The following is a 21,207-nucleotide window of genomic DNA, read 5'->3' on the forward strand; positions in this document are numbered from 1 at the left end:
ATTAAAAAATTAAAAAGGGGAAATGAGAGTTTTTGAATTATTAAGAAATAAAGCATTTTGGACGGTAGATGCCATAAAAGGTTCTAAGAAAAGACGTCATTATAAAGAAATTAAGTTCATAAATGAAAATCCAACTTTTCAAAAAGCAATTGATTTTAAAAAAGAAAGTTTGCAAAAAGTTTTGGATCATGCAGTAGAAACGACTTCGTATTATAAAGAATATAAAGGGTATAATTCTATAGAGGATTTTCCTGTGATTAATAAAAATACAATTAGAGATAATTTTGAAAGTTTTCAGTCAGAATTGTATATAAACCAACCCAAATTTACAGTAAGTACGAGTGGTTCAACAGGTACGCCATTTAAGACCTATCAGGATATTAATAAAAGGACTCGAAATATGGCAGATACCATATTTTTTTCAGAAAAAGCGGGTTTTAAAATAGGAAATAGACTTACGTATTTTAGAATGTGGAATGCTTTTGAAAAAAAGAATGTGGTTACCAGATTACTTCAAAATATTGTGCCCGTAGATGTTTTTGAGCTTAGAGAAGAGCGTGTGATGAAAGGTGTGGTAGATAGTTTATCTCGCAGTAAGTCGTCTGACAGTTGGTTAGGGTATGCCTCTGCATATGAAGAGATTTGTAAATATTTGGATCGAAATGATGCTTCGGTAATTCCTAATAATTTGAAATCAATAATCGCCATGTCAGAAAGGTTAAATGATTACACCAAACAAAGTATTTATAAGTACTTTGATACAGAAGTTGTGTCGAGATATTCTAATGTTGAAAACGGAATTTTGGCGCAACAACCCTTAGGGAATAAAAAACATTTTGAAATCAATGAAGCCAGTTATCTAGTAGAGATTTTGGAGTTAAACTCTAATAAAAGGGTTAAAAACGGTGAGTCTGGAAGAATTGTAATCACGGATTTATTTAATTATCATGTACCAATGTTACGATATGATACAGGTGATATTGGTGTTAAAGATAGTTTAGATGCAAAACCAATACTAACACAAGTTAACGGTAGAAAGGTGGATCAAATTTATAATACAAAAGGTGAACATATTGCAATAAACTTGGTGTTATTAGTAAATAATTATCCAGAGTTAAAACAATGTCAATTAATTCAAAAAGCAGAGGGTACATATCACTTTAAGTTAAATTCTGAACAGGATAAGTTTCTTCGTGAGAATGAGTTTCTTAACGAATTTAAAGGGTATTTGGGCGAAGATGCTAAAATCACTATAGAATATGTTGATGAAATTCCGTTACTTGCATCTGGAAAACGAAGAGTGATGGTCAATGAGATGATTAATTCATAATTAGTAATTCTACAAATTGTGTATAGATCTTTTATTAAAAGAAGTTTGGATTTTGGCGCATCTTTATTAATGTTAATTTTGATCTCGCCTATTTTTATTGTATTGATCATTTTTTTAGCCGTTGCTAATGGCGGAAAACCTTTTTTTATTCAAAGAAGGCCCGGTAAAAATGAAAAAATCTTTAGTATCGTTAAGTTTAAAACTATGAACGATAAAAAGGATAAAGAAGGTAATTTATTACCAGACAATGATAGAATAACCAAAGTAGGAACTTTTGTAAGGAAAACCTCTTTAGATGAGATCCCACAATTGCTTAATGTTTTGAAAGGTGAAATGTCGTTAATAGGCCCCCGACCTTTAATTATAGAATATCTCCCAATCTATAATAACACACAAAAAAAACGTCATAATGTACGGCCAGGGATAACTGGTTGGGCTCAGGTTAATGGAAGAAATTCAATAACTTGGAAAAAGAAGTTTGAATATGATGTGTGGTATGTAGAGAATTGTAGTTTCTTATTAGATGTAAAGATTTTGATTTTGACTCTAAAAAAAGTGTTGCATAAAGAAGATGTAAACCTTTCAGAAGAGCTAACATCAGAGTATTTTAATGGTAATAACTAGTTTTATTAGAGATAAAATAAAATGAGTAAAAATTTAGAAGTGATTAGCTTAACCAAAAAGATGTTAAGCGAAGCAATTGACCAAAATACATATTGGAAAGATGAACTGGCTCCAATGCCAAAAGGAAAAGCTTTATGGTTAATATCTAATGATAGAATAAAGGATGATGATTATTGTGGAGTCATAGGCTATGAAGATAAAAAAATGATCTCTTTCATATTTATGTTTCCCGACTTAGCAAATACTGTGGATCAACAGATACAAAAAGTATACTGGATGATTTCTTGGTGGGTACATCCTACTTATAAAGATACAGTATTAGGGACCTATATATACAACGAAGCAGTGAATCTTACTGGAAAACAAATTCTTATAAAATCGTACGCCGAAAATGTAAATACGTTTTACGAAAAACAACCATTTTCTGTAATTGCATCAAGATTAAGACATACCATATTTTTTAGCATGGATCCATCAATGCTTATAGGTAGATTTAAGTTTTTAAAATCAATTAAGTTTGTTTTAGATGCGGTAGATAGTGTCGTGTATTCAATTGTAAAAACATTGAATGCCTCTAGGTTTAAGAAAAACACAAAAGAACTTTCTTATGATTATCTTAATAAAATAGATGATGAAACGTGGAGATTTATAGAACCTCTATGTAGAAAGGATTTGATTCATAAAACAAAAGAGTATGTAAATTGGCAAATAGATAACAATCAATATACACAAACTCCTATTTCTTCAAAGCACCCATATAAAGCATTGCAAACAGGGATTAGTAATAATATTCATATTCATAATTTGAAAATAATTAAGGAAAATCAAATTATAGGTTTTGTGTCTTATATTATTAATTTTAATGAACTAAATGTAAAGTATTTTTTGGTTAATGAAGAACACCATTATGATTTGTGCGTAGATGCACTAATAGAAAACTTTGCTAAGGTAGGAACAAAATTTATATTTACAGATGATACTAAATTATCTGATCGGATTACGAAAAGATATAAAACCATATTTAGACACAGAGTCACCAAAAAGGGATTGGCTCATGACGAAACCAAATTAGATTTTGAAAACTTTGATTTACTAAATAGAGACGGCCATTTTTATTAAACCAATTGTTTAATTAACCAACAACATGGAATTTGTAAAAAAACTACAAAAATCAATAGAGCAACACTTTGATCACAATGTATTGTGTATCAACAATACATTTTATACCTATAATGATTTTGCCATCGAGATTTCTAAAATTAGAGCGGCAATTAGTAATACCATAGAAGATTCTGAAAAACTAATAGGCTTAGTTACTAATGATGATCTTCAGACCTATGCAAGCATTATAGCACTTTGGTTAGAAGGCAAAGCATATGTTCCTGTAAACCCATCATCACCAAAAGAAAGAAACATTCAGGTCTTTGGTATGACAGAAACTAAGTATGTTATTGATTCTTCAGAAACTACTTTATATGATGAGTATACGGTAATAAGCTCTAGTACACTTGCTAACGTTGAGATAAACCTAGTGCCCAAAGAAGTGTCTGGAGATCAATTGGCTTATATTTTATTTACATCAGGCACTACAGGTTTGCCAAAAGGGGTGCCTATTACTTTTGATAATGTACAAGGATTGGTAAATGCTATTGATGCAGAGTCCGAATTTAATTTAGTTCCTTCAGATCGTTGTTTGCAAATGTTCGAACTTACATTTGATTTTTCTGTAGTAACGTATTTGTTTCCTTTGTTAGGAGGGGCTTGTATGTACACTATTCCAAAAGGTGCAATTAAATATTTTTATATATTCAAGCTTATAAAGGAACAGAAACTTACGGTATTAACTATGGTGCCTTCAATCATAAATTATTTACGTCCTTACTTCCCAGAGGTAAATGCTCCAGATGTAAGATATTGTAGTTTTGGAGGAGGAGCATTGCATAGCGATATTGCAAAAGAATGGAGTAACTGTTTACCCAATTGTAAAATATTTAATTATTATGGGCCAACAGAATTTACTGTATATAGTGGTTTTTACCCATATCATAAAGAAACAGATCAAAAGGCCAATAATGGGATAATTGCAATAGGAACACCACAAAAAGATACGTTGTATTTGGTGGTAGATGATACTAATCAAGAAGTACCTATTGGAGTTACTGGAGAACTGTGTTTAGCAGGCCCTCAAATAACTCCTGGATATTGGAAAAATGAAGAGAAAAATGCTGAAAGTTTTTTTATAAGAGAGGAAAATGGCATAACAGTGAGGTATTATAAAACAGGTGATCTGTGTTTTAAAGATGAAGATGGAGATTATTTGTATGTTGGAAGAGCAGATTTTCAGGTTAAGATAAGAGGATACAGAGTAGAGTTGGCTGAGATTGAATTTCATGCCAAGACGAAATCAGAGAAAAAAGTGAATATAGTCGCTCTAGATATTACCAATAAATTAGGTAATGCAGAACTAGGGTTGGCAATAGAATCTGAGGAGTTCGATACGGATTATATATTTGATCACATGAAAACTCAAATGCCTGCTTATATGATACCTATGCATGTGCGATTTATTAAAGAATTTCCACACAGTATCAATGGAAAAATTAATCGAAAAGAATTAAAAACACATTTTAATATTAATTAAATAACAATAAAGACCTAAGAATGAGTAGAGAAGAGATTTTATCTAAGGTAACAGAGGCTTTTACTACAGTATTAGAACATAACAATTTTCAGCTTACTAATGAAACTACAGCCAATGATGTAGATGGATGGGAGTCAATCACACATATGATGATTATTACCGAAGTAGAAAAAGTATTTAATATTAAATTTAAATTAATGGATTTAATGAATATGAATAATGTAGGAGATTTATTAAATACCATAGAATCAGAAATATAGGTACATCAAAAAAGAAGTATGTATACAGTTTTTTTTAAGAGATTTTTTGATTTCATTACCGCTTTGATCGGGATCACCATGCTATCTCCTATTTTGATAGGTGTTATGATTATGTTGATATTTGCTAATAAAGGAAAACCTTTTTTCTTTCAACCTAGACCTGGTAGAAAAGAAAAAATTTTTAAGATCATTAAGTTCAAAAGTATGAATGATAAGAAAGACAAAAATGGAGAATTATTACCTTTTGAACAGCGAATCACAAAAACGGGGAAATTTATTAGAAAATATTCGTTAGATGAAATTCCTCAGTTGTTCAATGTATTAAAAGGAGATATGAGTTTGATAGGCCCTCGTCCTCTTTTGGTGAAATACTTACCTCTATATAATGATTTTCAAAAACAAAGACATGATGTTAGACCGGGTATAACGGGTTGGGCACAAGTTAACGGGAGAAATACGATATCTTGGGAGCAAAAATTTAAGCTAGATGTCTGGTATACAGAAAATATAAATGTAAAAACGGATATAAGAATTCTAGCGCTAACCATTAAGAAAGTATTCTTTAAAGAAGATATTAATAGTGGTGAGAACGTGAATATGCCTACTTTTACAGGAAATAATTAACCAAATAAAATAACCACTAAAAACTTTATTATAAACAAGTGAAAAATGCAGTAATCATCGGCGCAGGAACACAGGGGCAAGTGTACGCATCTTATTTAAAAGAAGCTGGAGCAAATATCATTGGTTTTATTGATGATAATCCAGAACTGGAAAATAAGAATGTACTGGGTATTCCGGTATTGGGTAAATACAAAGATTTGTTTCTTGATGAGTTTAAGAAGAAAATACAAGATGTATATTGCCCGATAGGAGTAAATGCAATTCGAGTAGAATACTTATCTACATTAAAAAAAGAAGGGTATGGTATACCTGGATTTTTGCATCATACGGTGTCTATAGCACCAGATGTAACTATCGGAGAAGCAGTATATATGCTTGCAGGAAATATTGTGATGCCACATACCACCATAGGCAATTATATAATGATTAATATGGATAGTACGATTGCGCATCATGTAACTTTAGAAGATGGTGTCTTTATGTCTTCTGGAGTTAATATAGGGGCTTTAATACATGTAAAAGAAAATGCATATGTAGGAATGGGAGTTACCGCTATGACAGGGGTAAAAGAAATAGGAAGAGATACATTGATTGGAGCAGGAACAGTTATTATTAAAGATGTTCCGGATTATACTACGACAGTAGGTAATCCAGGAAGAGTAATTAAAACCAAACAACCATAATTCATGCAGTCTGAAATTAAAAATAATATATCGGATATAACATTTATTGGTTCGGGAATATCATCGTCATTTACAATTTTACATTTCTTAGATAGTATCGAAGGTCAAACGAATGCAGATAGACAAATTTGCATTACGATTATCGATAAGTATAATGAGTTTCATACAGGTATCCCTTATGGTTCTCGTTCAGGTTTTTCGGTACATCTAATTACCTCTTTGAAAAACTTTTTGCCAGAACCAGAACTTGGCAAATTTGTTCATTGGCTCAATAACAATAAAAATTGGTTGTTAGAAGAGTTAAAAAATGATGGAGGAGCTTTAGCGGTAGATTGGCTAAATATTCATGCGGATAAAATAGCAAAAAACGATTGGGAAGATCTTTTCATTCCTAGAAGGTTTTTTGGCTGTTATATAGATGAAAAAGTAAAGAATAAAGTACAAGAGTTTCAAAAACAAGGCGTTGTATCTGTTAAGTATATCCAGGGAGAAGTTTCTGATATAGAAAAAGTAGAAGATAAGTACGAGTTGTTTTTAGAGAGTGATACTTCTGTTTTATCTCATAAAGTAGTACTTTCTGTTGGATCTCTTCCGGTCAACCATTTATGGAAAAAGGAAGATTTAATTGCCGAAAACAATTTACTTTTTGTCAACGCTCCTTATAAACCAGAATTAAAAGAAACACTAAGGAAAATTGAAGATTTCACAGATCAATTACCAGAGAAAAAAATCAATGTACTTATAATTGGCGCCAATGCCAGTGGTCTGGAAATGTTGTATAAACTTAATGATGTTGATAGTATAAAAGCTAGAGTAAATAAGTTTGTATTTCTGTCTACGCAAGGATTGTTACCAGATTCTGTGGTTGATGAAGAATTGAAAAAGGAATATACCCCATATAATTTACAAGCATTAGCTACAGAAAAATCTCTGACAGCTCAAATTATTGCAGATGCTACATATAAAGATCTAGATCATGCAGATGAGATGAATTTGGGTGCAGCGTCTACTGTAGAAATTATCTCTAGAGCATTTGGTTCTTTGTTGGGTAGTTTGAATGAAGAGGAATTAAAGAAATTTGCCTGTTTACATGGTAATGAAATTGGTCGAAGACAGCGTTGTGCTGGTTTTCATTATTCTAAAACAATAGATGCACTAAAACAAGAGGGACGGTTTGATCATATTGCGGGACGATTTAGTGATATTAAGAAAAACGATGTAGGAGAATACCTTTTAGAATATCTCGATACAACATCTCAGAAAAATGTAATGTATGATGATACAGTTCATTTAGTTATTAATTGTATCGGTAGTACGAATTTGAATAAAAGCGATATTCCGGATTTGTTAAAAAATGTAATCAATAAAGGATATGCAAGACCAAATGATTCTAAGATAGGTTTTGAAGTAAATGAGTCTTTAGAAACTTCAAAGAACTTACATATTGTAGGGCCTTTACTGGCAGGAAATGTTTTTGAAGGAAAAGCGGTATGGCATTTGGAACATTGTGGCAGAATTATATGGCTGTCAGAAGTATTGTCAGAGAGGTTTAAAGAATACTTCTTTAAAGAAAATGAATTGAATCAAAGATCTTAAAAATAGATACCTAACTAATATTATTACAATTGAAGAAAAACTACGGACTTTTTGCTAAAAACCTGGATGATAGTTCTAATGTATTGGAATACAAAGCACTTCTTCAAACAGAATGGGGTAATAATGTATATTACTCAATAGAACACTTAGAGCATTTTGCGCAAAAACAAGACTCTTTGCGATATTTTATGCTCGAAAAAGATGGGATGCCTATTATATTAATGCCATTTGTTCTTAGAAAGATAATGATCAAAGATAAAGAACATCCTTATTATGATGTGATTAGTCCATACGGTTATAGTGGACCTCTTTTTAATGAAAATGTCTCTGAGGATGACTTAATTGAATTTTGGGAGTATGTAGATGAATGGTATAAAAAGAATGATATAATATCAGAGTTTGTAAGATTTAGTCTTAATGAAAATTTTAAACAATATTCTGGTGTAACAATAAAATCATTATCAAATGTAAGAGGGCATCTTCTAGAAAATTTTGATGATCAGTGGACTGCTTTTTTACCTAAAGTAAGGAACAACTATAGAAAAGCAGTTAATTATGATCTAAGTTTTAAAGTGTTTCATAAAGACGAAATCACAAAGGATGTTATTAAAATTTTTAATGATATCTACGTTGATACCATGAGTCGAAATAATGCAGATAGCATCTACTTTTTCTCAAATTCATATTTTGAGAATCTGATATTATCGAACCTGAATAATTTTTCAATTGCAATTACATATTTTGAAAATATTCCGATTTCTGTCGAGCTTATAATTAATTATAAAGACACTATTTTTGCTTTTCTAGGAGGGACTAATGCTGAGTACTTTAGTTATAGGCCAAACGATTTTTTAAGAGTAGAAATTATCAAATGGGCTATAAATAATCAAAAGAAGTATTATGTTCTAGGCGGAGGAATGAAAGATGGAGATGGTCTTTATAAAAGTAAAAAATCATTATTCCCCAAAAATGAGGATGTGATTTTTTATACCGGTAGAAAGATTGTTAATCAGGAGGTGTATAATGAATTATCCATGTCTTCTAATCCAGAATACACTGATATTGCTGAAGAGGACTTAAATAGCTATTTTTTTCCATTTTACAGGTTAAATAGATAAAAGAAATATTTGAACGTTTAATCATTTTTTAGGCACAAAAATTAAATACGTGAAAAAGGAAAGTATAGATTACTTCTTTGAGCTTTTTGAAAAAAGTTCAATTCCCAGAATATTTTCAGAAATTAATGTTTTTGATAAGGATGAATCATTAATCAATCCCGATTATGATGCTACTCTTATGGATAGTAAGGATACTATATATTCAGTTTTCTTTATTCCGGATTATTTAAAGCCTGTATTAAAAGATAATACTTTTGTTACTAAAAAAATAAGTCAATTTTTTAAAGGCTATGCAATCGTATTAAATGAGTTTGCTAGTGCCGAGGCATATATAAAACATCGTTTTAGAAGTAATGCCAAGGGGATAAGACGAAGAGTGAAAAGATTAGAGTCGTGCTTTGATATATCAAGTAATACTTTTTATGGAGAGATAAAGAAAGAAGAGTATGATTTTTTAATGGATAGTCTCGAAAAAATGCTTATTCGAAGATTCGAGCAGAGAAATGATGTGAGTCAAAGTTTAATACAATGGGAGCGTTATAAGAAGATGTATTTTTCGTTAATTAATGAAAAAAGAGCATCCTTGTTCGTGATTTATGAAGATAATAAACCTATTGTTGTTTCTTTAAATCATCATTTTCAAGGACGACTATTTAGTGCGATTTCTTCGTATGATATTGATTTTGGTAAATTTAGTTTAGGAAGTGTAGAGATATTTAAAAAATTAGATTGGTGCATTGCGAATAATCATCAATCTTATGAAATGGGAATGGGAGATCTAAGTTATAAACGTGAGTGGTGTAATCATATTTATAATTTCGAACATCAAATTATATATCCTAAAGGTTCTTTTTTAGCTTCAATTAAAGGCAATATTGAATACTTAAAAGTAAGATTAAAGGAGTATGTTTTTAAAATCGCTTATGTTCGATATAAAAACTTTAAAGCCAAGCGTAAAGTTAAGAAATTAAAGACGATATCGCCGTTGTATAAAGCACTCCCAGTACAAGAATTAAATAAAGAAAACAAAGGAACGGCTTTGGATTACAATACTAAAGAAAATCTGTTTCTAAGAAAATTTGTATTTGATTTTTTATATACTGCTATCGAAAACGTAAAAGATGTAACCGTCTTAGAAGACCCAAATGACTCAAAAACTTATCTCATCATTGGAAAGTCAAAAGAACAAAGAATCGTTTCGAATGTTTGACAAAAAAGACATTAAATTATTTTGGGTCTCCTGTGTTTTTCTTTTTTAAATAAGTTGAAATAACTTTTGCGATTAGTGTTCTTCCATGGTTGTTCCAGTGTCGATCATATATAAGGGTAGTGGATCGTTTTGAGTTTTCAAAAGAACGAGAGAAATCGATATATTTAAATTTGTTTTGCTCTAAATAGGATATAAAAATAGGACTTGTTATTCTTGAGTCTAAAAGAAGCGTAAATCGATTTTTATCATACCCATATTTGTCGATTAAACCTTCGAAATTGGCTAGGTATGTTTTTTCTTTTTCATTTTTGATTCGTAAAGCTTCTTGCTCATCTAATGGTTTTTCAGGGTTTTTGGATCTAAAAAACTTTCTCGTTTTATATAGTAACTCTTGCGGAGGATCTAAAAGTCCGATGCTTTTACAATAAACTAGTAATTTACTTTTCTTTAATAATTTATTAATAGGCGTATCTAAAGCTAATCTACCGGTTACTACTTTATATTCATCTCGAGTAAGGTCATTAGAAAATTTTATACCCAAAATGACATGATCTATAAGGTCAAATTGTTTTTTGTACGAATAAATAAGGTGTAACTGATCTGCAAAATCATAACCGGCATAGCCATATTCGTATACTTCAATTTTGGGTAAGTCATTTTCTATTTTTTTGCCTATAGAATTATAGTAATCTTGGTGAAAACCTTCAATAAACGAATCACCCACAAGTGCTACTTCTATTCGATTTTGATCTGGAGTAAATTCTCGATACGAGTTAAATCCAGAATTATTGATATGAAATTCTGAGAAATTTTGCCTGCGATTTCCAGTAACTGAAAACCCATTTTGATTTGGAACCCATTTCTCAACCTTATGTTCATCAAGAAATCGAGTAGGAGTGTCTTTTCCTAAATGAAAGATACGTGCTACACCTTCTAATACAATTAGTATCAAGAAAACATATAAACCACTTTTTAAAAAGAGTTTTTTCATGATAATTTAAAATTGAAAATATATAAAAGATCTATCGATATTGTCGTCAAAAAATAACATCATACCCAAAATTACCAAGGCATATGCTATAAACCGTACAATTTTTGATTTAAATTTAAATGGCGATCGTTCATCTCTTCTGATTCTATATTCATACAACACAAAAACTCCTAATAATACAAAATAATCAATCATTCTATAACCTAAGGGGTGTTCGTATGTTTCGAAAGTAAAATTAGAATAGATCTGTTCTAAAAAACCAAATGCATCAGTAATAGACTCGGATCTAAAGAATACACGAGAAAATGTAACTAATGAAAAGGTAATCAAAATTTGAAATATTTCGATTACAGAAGGAAACCATCGATTTTCTGCTACTACATTATTCATGTAAATTCGATTTCTACCCATTAAAAACACAGGAATATATAAAAGTGCGTGAAATGCACCCCAGGCAATAAATGTCCAATTCGCGCCATGCCAAAAACCACTGACTAAGAAAATGATAACGATATTTCTAATCGATTTTAATTTACCTACTCTATTTCCTCCTAATGGGATATACACATAATGTCGAAACCAAGTGGATAATGATACATGCCATCTTTGCCAATATTCGGCCACGTTTCTTGAAAAAATAGGGAATTTAAAATTAGACATGAGTTCTATACCAAATAATTTAGCGGTCCCTATAGCAATATCAGAGTATCCACTAAAATCACCATATACCTGAAAACTAAATAATGATACTCCTAAGATTAGAGTAGATGCAGGATAAGATCCGTAATTTGCAAAAATATCATCAACAATAGGAGCAAGAGCATCTGCAATCACTATTTTTTTAAACAATCCCCAAAGAATTAATTTTAGACCATCTGTGCATTGCACATAGTTAAAAGTTCTTTTAGAAGTGATTTGTGATAAAAGATTAGAAGCTCTTTCAATAGGTCCTGCAACTAATTGAGGGAAGAAACTTACAAAAGTAGCAAATGATATAAAATCTTTAGTAGGAGTTAATCTTTTGTAATAAATATCTAAAGAATAAGACATCGTCTGAAAGGTGTAAAAAGAAATACCAACAGGCAATATGATCTGTAAAGTCCATGTGCTTTTTATGTCATACCCTACAATAGAAACAAAGTCAACCCATGAGTTTATAAAGAAGTTATAATACTTAAAAAAACCTAAAAGACCTACATTAAATAGTACACTTACCCATAACCAAATCTTCTTTTTTGTATTAGAATCGTTCGAGTATATGGCTTGCCCAACAAAAAAATCTACAACCGTACTGGCAAGAATTAGGAAAAGAAATCTCCAATCCCAAAGGCCATAAAACACGTAACTAGCTACCAGAAGAAATATATTCTGAGCCCGAATTCTCTTTTTAAAAATATACCAATATGCGATAAAAACTATTGGCAAAAAAATGAAAAATTCTAATGAATTAAATAACATCTATTAATTATAAAATTATGAAATTCGGGGGGGAGGGTAATAGACCGGCAATGATTAGGTGATAAAACCAAAGTGGTTTATTGTTGTAAATTTTATATAATTAATTAGATAAATCAAAATTTATTTTAACAATTTTTCGTGCATGGGTACCATTCAAAAGATTCTGCTTATCTGTTATTTCGATAAAGGGGAAAAAACCCCATTGATTATTAGGTTTTAGACTAGAGGATTACAAAAAACTATATGGTATCATTGTACCACGGTATATGGGCATAAGTAAGATTTTATAGTGGTGCTGGGGGCATCTGTTTTGATATAGATAGTGTATTGAAAAACCGAAAAATAAAAAAGTATTACTTGTAAAATATTTCTTTTGCATCATATTTTTCTTACGGTATTAACGTAATGTAAGTAAGTTTCTATGATAACTAATACCGTTAAACGTTTTTTTAAGCATTCTGTCTAAAAAATAGATTTTTGAATTGAAAATTGATAGAACTGAACTATTTTAGCTAATGGAAAATAAATGCTAAAAAGTAAATTTTTAGGAAGGAAGTTCTACCCCCTCTTCCAGGATTTTTTAGATTGTCATGAAAAAGAACTTGAGTATAGGTTTGTTTAAAATCTTTATTCAACAGAGAATTATTTGTTCATTATTAATGGGAGAATATGAATGTAATTGATTCAAAAAGGATATGGCTTTCTTCACCGCATATGGGTGGAACAGAGCAAAACTTCGTAAGAGAAGCCTTTGAAACGAATTGGGTAGCACCTTTAGGTCCAAATGTAAATGGATTTGAAAGTGATTTAGAGACTTATTTGGAAAATGATTCCAATGTCGCCGCACTAAGTTCCGGTACAGGAGCGCTACACCTTGCTTTAATATTATTGGGAGTCACCAACGGTGATGAAGTTTTGTGTCAAAGTATGACCTTTGCTGCTTCTGCAAATCCGATAGTGTATTTAGGAGCTAAACCAGTGTTTGTAGATAGCGAACGGGATACTTGGAATATTTGTCCAGAACAACTCGAAATTGCTATCAAAGATAAAATAGCTAAAGGTAAAAAACCTAAAGCCATTATTACTGTTCATTTATATGGGATGCCTTACCAAGTTGAAGCAATTCATAAAATAGCTTCTGCATATAAAATACCTGTTGTAGAAGATAGTGCCGAGGCATTAGGAAGTTCTTATCATGGCGTTAAGTGTGGAACTTTTGGTGATGTAGCGATTCTTTCCTTTAATGGAAATAAAATTATTACCACATCAGGAGGAGGAGCTTTGGTTTCAAGAAATGTAAAGCATAAAGAAAAAGCAATTTTTCTTGCAACACAAGCACGAGATAACGCACCTCATTATGAGCATTCAGAAATTGGATATAATTATAGAATGAGTAACATCACTGCGGGGATAGGAAGAGGACAGATGGAAGTGTTGGATAGTCATGTAGCCAAAAGAAGAAGAAATTTTGATTTTTATAAGAAGCATTTAGAGTTTTCTTCTGAAATAAAATTTTTAGAAGAGCCAGAAGGATTTTACTCTAATAGATGGCTTAGTTGTGTAGAGACAACTTCTTATAAGCTAAGAGAAGGAATTAGATCGGCTTTGGCCGAAGAAAATATAGAATCTAGACCGTTATGGAAACCCATGCATCAACAAGCCGTTTTTTCGGATTGTGATGCCTACCTCAATGGAATTTCTGATGATCTATTTGATCGGGGACTCTGCTTACCAAGCGGATCCAATCTTGAAGAAGATGATTTGTATCGAGTTGTATCAGTAATTAAAAATGTATTGAGATGATTAAAAATTACCTAATAAATAATTCACATAAGCACGCCTCTAAATGGTTAGTGTTAGGAATCGATGTGGCGATTACTATTTTTAATTTCTTGTTAGCATACGTTATTAGATTTGGTATAGCATTTAATTTTGAGACTTCAAATTTGGTTTATCAAATACCTATTGTAGCTTTGTTGGCTACGTTAAGTTTCTTGTTAATAGGATCTTATAAAGGGGTGGTAAGACATACCGGAATGAGAGATGCTTATAATTTATTTCTAGCAGTTACCGTATTAATTTCACTTACAGGGTTTTTGATGGTTTCTAGTAGGTTGTCTTTAATGCCTGAGCTTCTTAATATACCTGTATCTATAATATGCGTGCATTACTTATTAAATATCATTACACTTACTACAAGCCGTTTGATATTTAAGTACTGTTTTTATTATGTGAAATCTAAAATAGGAGAGACTTCAAGAATTTTGATATACGGAGCCGGAGATTCGGGATTGATTACTCTTGCCGCTATTACAAATGACTCAAGCAGATCGTTATCTGTAGTGGGTTTTGTAGACGATAATAATCAAAAAATTGGTAAAACAATCAATGGTATTAAAGTGTTTTCTTCTGGATCATTGACCCAAAGTTTTATTAATAAGAATAATATAAAGGAGATTGTAGTATCTATACCACACATAAGCAAGAAAAGATTATCAGAAATTTCTGACGAATTACTTAAGTTCTCAGTAAAAGTAAAAATTATTCCAGCGGTTAATGACTGGATAGATGGTAAACTTAAAGTTTCTCAAATTAAAGAAATTCAGATTGAAGATTTATTGGAAAGAGCTCCGATAAATATGAATAATCAGAATATAAAAGAGGAATTGAGAGGTAAAGTAATTATGATTACCGGAGCTGCAGGGTCTATTGGTAGTGAGATTGTAAGACAGGCTTCTTATTACGGTTATAAAAATTTAATTTTGGTTGATCAGGCAGAATCTCCACTATACGACTTACAACAAGAACTTATTAGTAAAGGAGTTAAAAATTTCACACCTATCGTTGCTGATATTAGAGATCATCAAAGAATGGAAACGGTATTTGAGAAATTTAGACCAAATATGGTTTTTCATGCCGCAGCTTATAAGCACGTACCTTTAATGGAATCAAATCCAAGCGAGGCTATAAAGATAAATGTATTAGGAACCAGAAAATTGGCTGATTTATCTTCGGCATATGGAGTGGATAAATTCGTTTTCGTCTCTACGGATAAAGCGGTAAATCCAACTAATGTGATGGGAGCGACCAAAAGGGTAGCAGAAATGTACATCAAATGTTTGCATAGAACAAGTAAGACCAAGTTTATAACCACAAGGTTTGGTAATGTTCTTGGTTCTAATGGATCTGTAATTCCTTTGTTTAAGAAACAAATTCAAAAAGGAGGACCTTTAACAGTTACCCACAAAAATGTCACCCGTTTCTTTATGACTATTCCAGAAGCTTCGCAATTGGTAATTGAGGCAGGAACAATGGGTAATGGAGGAGAGATTTTTATTTTCGATATGGGTGAGTCTGTAAAGATATTTGATCTAGCCAAAAAAATGATACGATTATCAGGGTTGCAATATCCTAATGATATAGATATTAAAATTACAGGATTAAGACCTGGAGAAAAGCTGTATGAAGAATTATTAGCAGATACAGAAAACACTTTACCTACATATCATAAGAAAATCATGATCAGTAGACATGATGATAATGATTGTGCAATGGTTAAGGATAAAATAGATGATCTGTGTATCATGAACTTATTAAATCAAGACCATCAAATTGTTGGGAAATTAAAAGAAATTGTTCCAGAATATATTTCGAATAATTCAACTTTTGAAAGTATTGATAAAATAAATAAAGAAACAGCTACAAAAAAACAAAAAGTTTTGGCGTAGTAGTGTATTGCCATTGTATGTGTTATACCTTTTATTAATAGTGGTTTGGTGTAATACATACAATTGAAATTAGAAATAAAACAGATGAACAAAATTCCATTGCTAAATTAAATAAAGTTATACTTTTGTGATTCGTTCCACAATTTACCTTTAAAGTACTATAGATATGCGATGTAAATTTTTGTTATTACTTGTATTATTAATTTCTGTTATTTCCTGTAAAGCTCCAGGTGATGTTGTTTATTTTCAAAATTCTTCGGATCTGGAGAAAATTGCATCCAAAAACTCTTTTACACCCGTTTTTAAGGTAGATGATATCGTAAGTATATTTATTTCTGCAGGAGATATGGATGCTGCTAGACCATTTAATCTAGGGCAAGGGACATCTATAAGTGCGGCAGGAGGAGAAGGAGGAACTGGAGGAGCCGGAGGAGTTGAACCTACCTATCTTATTGATGAAAAAGGAAATATTGATTTCCCAGTATTGGGGCAACTTAAAATCGAAGGATTAACTCGTATTGAGGTAAAAGATATGATAAAGGAAAAGTTGAAAATTTATATCAATGATCCTATAGTAAGCGTACGTCTTAAAAACTTTAAAATTACTGTTCTAGGTGAGGTAGTTAGACCTGGGTCGTATACTATACCTAATGAAAGAGTTACAATTATAGAAGCCCTAGGTTTGGCAGGAGATATGACGATAAAAGGAAAAAGAGGTAATGTAATGGTGATTAGAGAAAATGATGGAGTAAACACATACCATAGAGTGGATCTTACCTCAAAATCTATTTTTGACTCTCCGGTTTATTATTTAGCACAAAATGATGTACTCTATATAGAACCTAACAATTCTAGAATAAGAACATCCAAAACAAATAGTAATGCTTTAGGTATTATCATAAGTGTAGTTGGTATTGTTTTATCTACCGTTACTTTGATCATAAGATAATATTAAAGTATGATTTCTAATAACAATAATACTTCGGCAACAAATACTGCATTTGATACTTCAAGTGGATTTGGTTTTAATCTAAGGGATCAACTGGTCAAATATCTTAAAAAATGGTATTGGTTTGTTTTGAGCGTAGTAATTTTTGTAGCTGCAGCATATACCAAAATAAGATATACAATCCCGCAATATAATGTATCGTCTTCCATTATGATTTCTCAAGAAGAAAGTATTGGAGAATCAGAACTAGCGGTATTTAAAGATTTGGGATTGGCAGATAATGCTCAAAACAGTATTCAAAATGAAATCCAGATCATACGATCTAGAACATTAATCACCAACGTAGTAAATAACCTAGAGCTTAATGTAAAATACTTTTCTGAAGGTAGAATTTTAGAAATAGAAAATTACCCTAAGTCTCTAGTAGAAATTAATTTTCTTGCCGATGATTCTATTGTGCATACAAAATCAAAGATTTTTCATGTTAAGATAAACTCTGGGACTTCTTTTTCATTTTTGGATGAAAAAGGGCAAAAGTTAAGTGACCACTCTTTTGGTAATACAGTAAGTAGTACCGTAGGTGATATAGTCATTACACCAAGTGTTGATAACATAGATAATAGTATCGGGAAAATCATTAAAATACAAATCACTCCGGTTAGACTTGTTGCAGAATCCTATAGAAATAGAATTGCGATTAATTCTGTTAAAAACTCTTCTATAGTAAGGTTGGCACTTAATTCGCCAGTAAAAGAAAAAGCTAAGGATATTCTCAATAATCTTGTTGAAGAATATAATAAAGCAACGGTAGAGAATAAAAAACAAATATCTGCAAGAACGGCCGATTTTATTAATGAACGTTTGGATTTAATATCGGGAGACCTTTCTGAAGTAGATGATGAAGCTGCGGGTTATAAATCAAAATTTGGGCTTACAAATGATGTAGAGGCGCAAACACAAAGAGTTGCCGATATAGATTCTAGAAATGTTCAAGAAATAGCGCAGTTAAATACCCAACTTAGTTTGATAGAATCTATGCGTAGGTTTGTGTTAAGCCAAGATGGAAGATATGATCTTGTGCCTTCTAATCTTGGTTTTAGTGATGGTACGATTACTACAACAGTTTCTAGATATAATACTCTAATTCTTCAGCGTAAAAGACTATTAAAAACTTCGAGTGCGCAAAATCCAGTAGTAGTAAATATAGATCAACAAATTGATGGACTAAGACAGGTTTTAATTGGGAGCTTAAATAGTTTAAGGAGTTCTATTAATATTAGATTAAAAAGTTTAAGAACCCAGGATCAGTATTTTAGTGGTAAACTATATAATGCACCTATTAGGCAAAAGGATCTTAGGGTAATAGAGAGAGAGCAAACAATTAAAGAACAATTGTATTTATACTTATTGCAAAAAAGAGAAGAAGCAGAAATAACCAGCCATATTACGCTTTCAAATGCGAGAGTAATAGATAAGGCAACTACGTTAAATTCGTTTCCTGTTTCTCCTAACAAGAAAATGATTTATGCAGGTGCATTGTTTATGGGATTAATGATCCCTTTTATGATTATCTACCTATCTGATTTATTAAATGTTAGGATTAATTCTAGAGAAGATCTTGAAAAAGCTCTTTCTATGCCTATAATAGGTTCAATTCCGAAAGTAAAAGGTAAAAACAAGATTTTGATTTCACAAAATGATAGATCTGGTATTGCAGAAGCTTTTAGGATATTAAGAACAAACCTTGATTTTTTAATGGCCGGTATTAATAAATCTACTGGTAAAGTCATTTTTGTTACTTCTACTATTTCTGGTGAAGGTAAAACCATGATTTCTTCTAATCTTGCTAAGGCTTTGGCAATTTCTGGTAAAAAGGTAGTGTATTTAGGAACAGATTTAAGAGATCCAAAATTTCATAAAATCTTAGAACTTCCTCAAGGAAAAGATACCAAAGGACTTACTAATTACATCATGAATAAGGAACTTAATCCGGCAGATGTTATTTATACTGAGGATGATGACGATTCTTTTGATTATATTCCCTCTGGAGCAATTCCTCCAAATCCTGCAGAATTACTTATGCAAGATAGGGTGAAGACTATGTTTGAATACTTAGAGAATATATATGACTATGTAATAGTAGATACAGCTCCTGTAAGTTTGGTTGCAGATACGCTTTTGATCGGTAAGTTCTCTGATTTAAGTATTTATATTGTAAGAGAAAATTATTCGGATAAAAGAATATTACAAGTACCAGAAAATTTCTATAAAGAAAAACGCCTCCCTAATATTGCTGTATTGCTTAATGCGGCTGGTAGTCAAGCAGGATATAATTATGGATATGGATATGGTAAAAAGAATTAGGCAAACACCTTATTCTTATTCATTAGTGTGGTAATTTTTTCGGCCATTTTAGAAGAAAATCCTTTTTGGAGTATTCCCAATTGATGGTAATTATGTACATCAGATCCTGTGAAATCAATGTAGTCATGATCAACCAACTTTTTGGCAAAAGCCTTAATTTGATCTCCATAATATCCAGAAAACGATAATAGATTTAACTGAAATAAAAAACCAGATTCTTTTAGTTCGTCATATTTTTTAAGATCATTTTGATAAAAAGTATATCGTTCGGGATGTGCCAATATAGGAATGTATCCCGCTAATTTAATTTCAAATAGGATTTCATTTAAATTAATAGGAGCACTAAATGTAGACATTTCTACAAGTAGATAGTTTTTGTGTAATGGTAATATATCGTTATCCTTTATTCTTTGATAAAATAAGTCATCCATCATATATTCCGCACTGGCCTGTAACTCTATTTTTGAAATGCCTAGAGAAGGTAGTACTCTTTTTAGTTTCTCAAGTTTTTCAGTAATTATTTTAGAAGAGTTAGGCCAAACTTGTTGAATGACATGCGGTGTCGTAATTATTTTTTTAATCCCTAAGTTTTCAAATTGTTCTAGAATATAAGCAGATTGATATATCGTTTTTACACCATCATCAATACCCGGTAGTAAATGAGAATGAATATCAACGTAGCCATCAGGAATAATTTCCTTAAGTGGAACTTCTTTTTTAGATAAAAATAGCAATGCGTTCGTTTGTTTGGGGTGAAAATCAAAATTACATCACTTACCTTTTATAATTTAAGATAAATATGATGTAAAAATAAAGATTATTATACACAAAAAAAACTGTTTAAGAGATCATAACCCTTAAACAGTTTTTGGTAGGTATTGAATATGTATATGTTATTGTCTCGAGATGTCTCCTGAACCAGATACTTTTTTATCTTCTTTTTCGGGATTTCCTTTATAAAAAATATCTCCAGATCCAGTAATACGAGCTTTAATAGATTCTGTTGCTGTAACTTGTACATCTCCGGATCCAGTTACCGAAGCAACAACTTCTTTGGCATTAAGGCGATATGCTTCTAAATCTCCAGAACCTGTAACACTACAATCAAACATACTCGATGATCCACTTAGCACCAAATCTCCACTTCCTGTAACAAATCCTTCAGTGTTTTGAGCATCAACAACTAATTTCACATCTCCTGATCCTGATACTCCGGTTTTAAAATCTGAAGCTTTTATGACATCTGTACTATAAATGTCTCCCGATCCCGATAGGGTTACTTTGCTTAAATCTTTGAAAGGAACCGTGATTAATAATTTTTTCCCCCTTGTAGGTTTAAGATAGTATCCTTTTTCTACGTAAATCTTTAAAGCATCCCCATCTACCTCTGTTACTATGTGTTCAATAAGATTACTTTCTCCTTCAATAGATATATTTCCTTCGGTCCCAGATACTAGAGATACATCTAGACTACCCTTTACTTTGATCGCATCATAATCAGATACACTGCGACTTTTGGTAACTATATTACCATCTCCATTAATTTTTTTTCCATTTCCCCACCATTGTGCGTTTACCGAAGTGATACTACACAATGCAATGCTTAAAATAATTGTTGCTGTTCTCATTTG

Annotated in this window: 18 protein-coding genes; 14 read left to right on the top strand and 4 right to left on the bottom strand. The window is 31.4% G+C overall.

The window, feature by feature from the left end; all coding sequences use genetic code 11:
• Window positions 1-22 precede the first annotated feature (22 nt).
• From DK508_RS10150 to DK508_RS10195, 10 genes are read left to right on the top strand one after another with little or no spacing between them, the layout of a single operon-like run.
• A complete protein-coding gene (locus DK508_RS10150) occupies window positions 23-1,330 on the top strand; it encodes a CoF synthetase (RefSeq protein WP_109300654.1) in 1,308 nt (435 codons plus the stop codon).
• Between the two features lie 18 nt (window positions 1,331-1,348).
• On the top strand, window positions 1,349-1,954 hold the full coding sequence (locus DK508_RS10155; protein ID WP_109300655.1) for a sugar transferase: 606 nt from the start codon (window positions 1,349-1,351) through the stop codon (window positions 1,952-1,954).
• A gap of 21 nt (window positions 1,955-1,975) precedes the next feature.
• Window positions 1,976-3,073: a hypothetical protein gene (locus tag DK508_RS10160; protein ID WP_109300656.1), complete on the top strand. Its 1,098-nt coding sequence runs from the start codon at window positions 1,976-1,978 to the stop codon at window positions 3,071-3,073.
• Window positions 3,074-3,098: 25 nt separating this feature from the next.
• Window positions 3,099-4,595, top strand: coding sequence for an AMP-binding protein (locus DK508_RS10165; protein WP_109300657.1), 1,497 nt, complete (start codon window positions 3,099-3,101; stop codon window positions 4,593-4,595).
• A 20-nt stretch (window positions 4,596-4,615) separates the two neighbouring features.
• Window positions 4,616-4,855 carry an acyl carrier protein gene (locus DK508_RS10170; protein ID WP_109300658.1) on the top strand — a complete coding sequence of 80 codons (240 nt, stop codon included), beginning with the start codon at window positions 4,616-4,618 and terminating at the stop codon, window positions 4,853-4,855.
• Between the two features lie 18 nt (window positions 4,856-4,873).
• Window positions 4,874-5,479, top strand: a complete 606-nt coding sequence (locus DK508_RS10175; RefSeq protein WP_109300659.1) for a sugar transferase — start codon at window positions 4,874-4,876, stop codon at window positions 5,477-5,479.
• A 38-nt stretch (window positions 5,480-5,517) separates the two neighbouring features.
• Window positions 5,518-6,162 carry an acetyltransferase gene (locus tag DK508_RS10180; protein WP_109300660.1) on the top strand — a complete coding sequence of 215 codons (645 nt, stop codon included), beginning with the start codon at window positions 5,518-5,520 and terminating at the stop codon, window positions 6,160-6,162.
• A 3-nt stretch (window positions 6,163-6,165) separates the two neighbouring features.
• The gene (locus tag DK508_RS10185) at window positions 6,166-7,758 is read left to right on the top strand and encodes an FAD/NAD(P)-binding protein (protein ID WP_109300661.1); all 1,593 of its coding nucleotides are present in this window, start codon (window positions 6,166-6,168) and stop codon (window positions 7,756-7,758) included.
• A gap of 29 nt (window positions 7,759-7,787) precedes the next feature.
• Window positions 7,788-8,876, top strand: coding sequence for a GNAT family N-acetyltransferase (locus tag DK508_RS10190; RefSeq protein ID WP_109300662.1), 1,089 nt, complete (start codon window positions 7,788-7,790; stop codon window positions 8,874-8,876).
• A 49-nt stretch (window positions 8,877-8,925) separates the two neighbouring features.
• On the top strand, window positions 8,926-10,086 hold the full coding sequence (locus tag DK508_RS10195; protein WP_109300663.1) for a GNAT family N-acetyltransferase: 1,161 nt from the start codon (window positions 8,926-8,928) through the stop codon (window positions 10,084-10,086).
• A gap of 16 nt (window positions 10,087-10,102) precedes the next feature.
• Here DK508_RS10195 and DK508_RS10200 read toward each other — a convergent pair whose 3' ends face one another.
• Window positions 10,103-11,077: a hypothetical protein gene (locus DK508_RS10200; protein WP_109300664.1), complete on the bottom strand. Its 975-nt coding sequence runs from the start codon at window positions 11,075-11,077 to the stop codon at window positions 10,103-10,105.
• A gap of 6 nt (window positions 11,078-11,083) precedes the next feature.
• Window positions 11,084-12,502, bottom strand: coding sequence for an MBOAT family protein (locus DK508_RS10205; protein WP_370443841.1), 1,419 nt, complete (start codon window positions 12,500-12,502; stop codon window positions 11,084-11,086).
• 702 nt (window positions 12,503-13,204) lie between these two features.
• Between DK508_RS10205 and DK508_RS10210 the strand changes: the two genes are divergently transcribed.
• The 4 genes from DK508_RS10210 (at window position 13,205) to DK508_RS10225 (ending at window position 19,576) form a co-directional block, all read left to right on the top strand.
• On the top strand, window positions 13,205-14,338 hold the full coding sequence (locus tag DK508_RS10210) for a DegT/DnrJ/EryC1/StrS aminotransferase family protein (RefSeq protein WP_109300666.1): 1,134 nt from the start codon (window positions 13,205-13,207) through the stop codon (window positions 14,336-14,338).
• Window positions 14,335-16,263: a nucleoside-diphosphate sugar epimerase/dehydratase gene (locus tag DK508_RS10215; protein WP_109300667.1), complete on the top strand. Its 1,929-nt coding sequence runs from the start codon at window positions 14,335-14,337 to the stop codon at window positions 16,261-16,263. The genes DK508_RS10210 and DK508_RS10215 overlap by 4 nt, the downstream gene beginning before the upstream one ends.
• Window positions 16,264-16,429: 166 nt before the next feature.
• Window positions 16,430-17,212: a polysaccharide biosynthesis/export family protein gene (locus DK508_RS10220; RefSeq protein WP_109300668.1), complete on the top strand. Its 783-nt coding sequence runs from the start codon at window positions 16,430-16,432 to the stop codon at window positions 17,210-17,212.
• 9 nt (window positions 17,213-17,221) lie between these two features.
• Window positions 17,222-19,576: a polysaccharide biosynthesis tyrosine autokinase gene (locus DK508_RS10225; RefSeq protein WP_109300669.1), complete on the top strand. Its 2,355-nt coding sequence runs from the start codon at window positions 17,222-17,224 to the stop codon at window positions 19,574-19,576.
• Here DK508_RS10225 and DK508_RS10230 read toward each other — a convergent pair.
• Both DK508_RS10230 and DK508_RS10235 read right to left on the bottom strand, forming a co-directional pair.
• Window positions 19,573-20,310 (bottom strand): tyrosine-protein phosphatase, encoded by a 738-nt coding sequence (locus DK508_RS10230; RefSeq protein ID WP_109300670.1) that lies wholly within the window; start codon window positions 20,308-20,310, stop codon window positions 19,573-19,575. The genes DK508_RS10225 and DK508_RS10230 overlap by 4 nt on opposite strands.
• Before the next feature lie 159 nt (window positions 20,311-20,469).
• On the bottom strand, window positions 20,470-21,204 hold the full coding sequence (locus tag DK508_RS10235) for a head GIN domain-containing protein (RefSeq protein ID WP_109300671.1): 735 nt from the start codon (window positions 21,202-21,204) through the stop codon (window positions 20,470-20,472).
• Window positions 21,205-21,207 lie beyond the last annotated feature (3 nt).

It is taken from the genome of Aquimarina sp. AU474, from assembly GCF_900312815.1.
GTDB lineage: Bacteria > Bacteroidota > Bacteroidia > Flavobacteriales > Flavobacteriaceae > Aquimarina.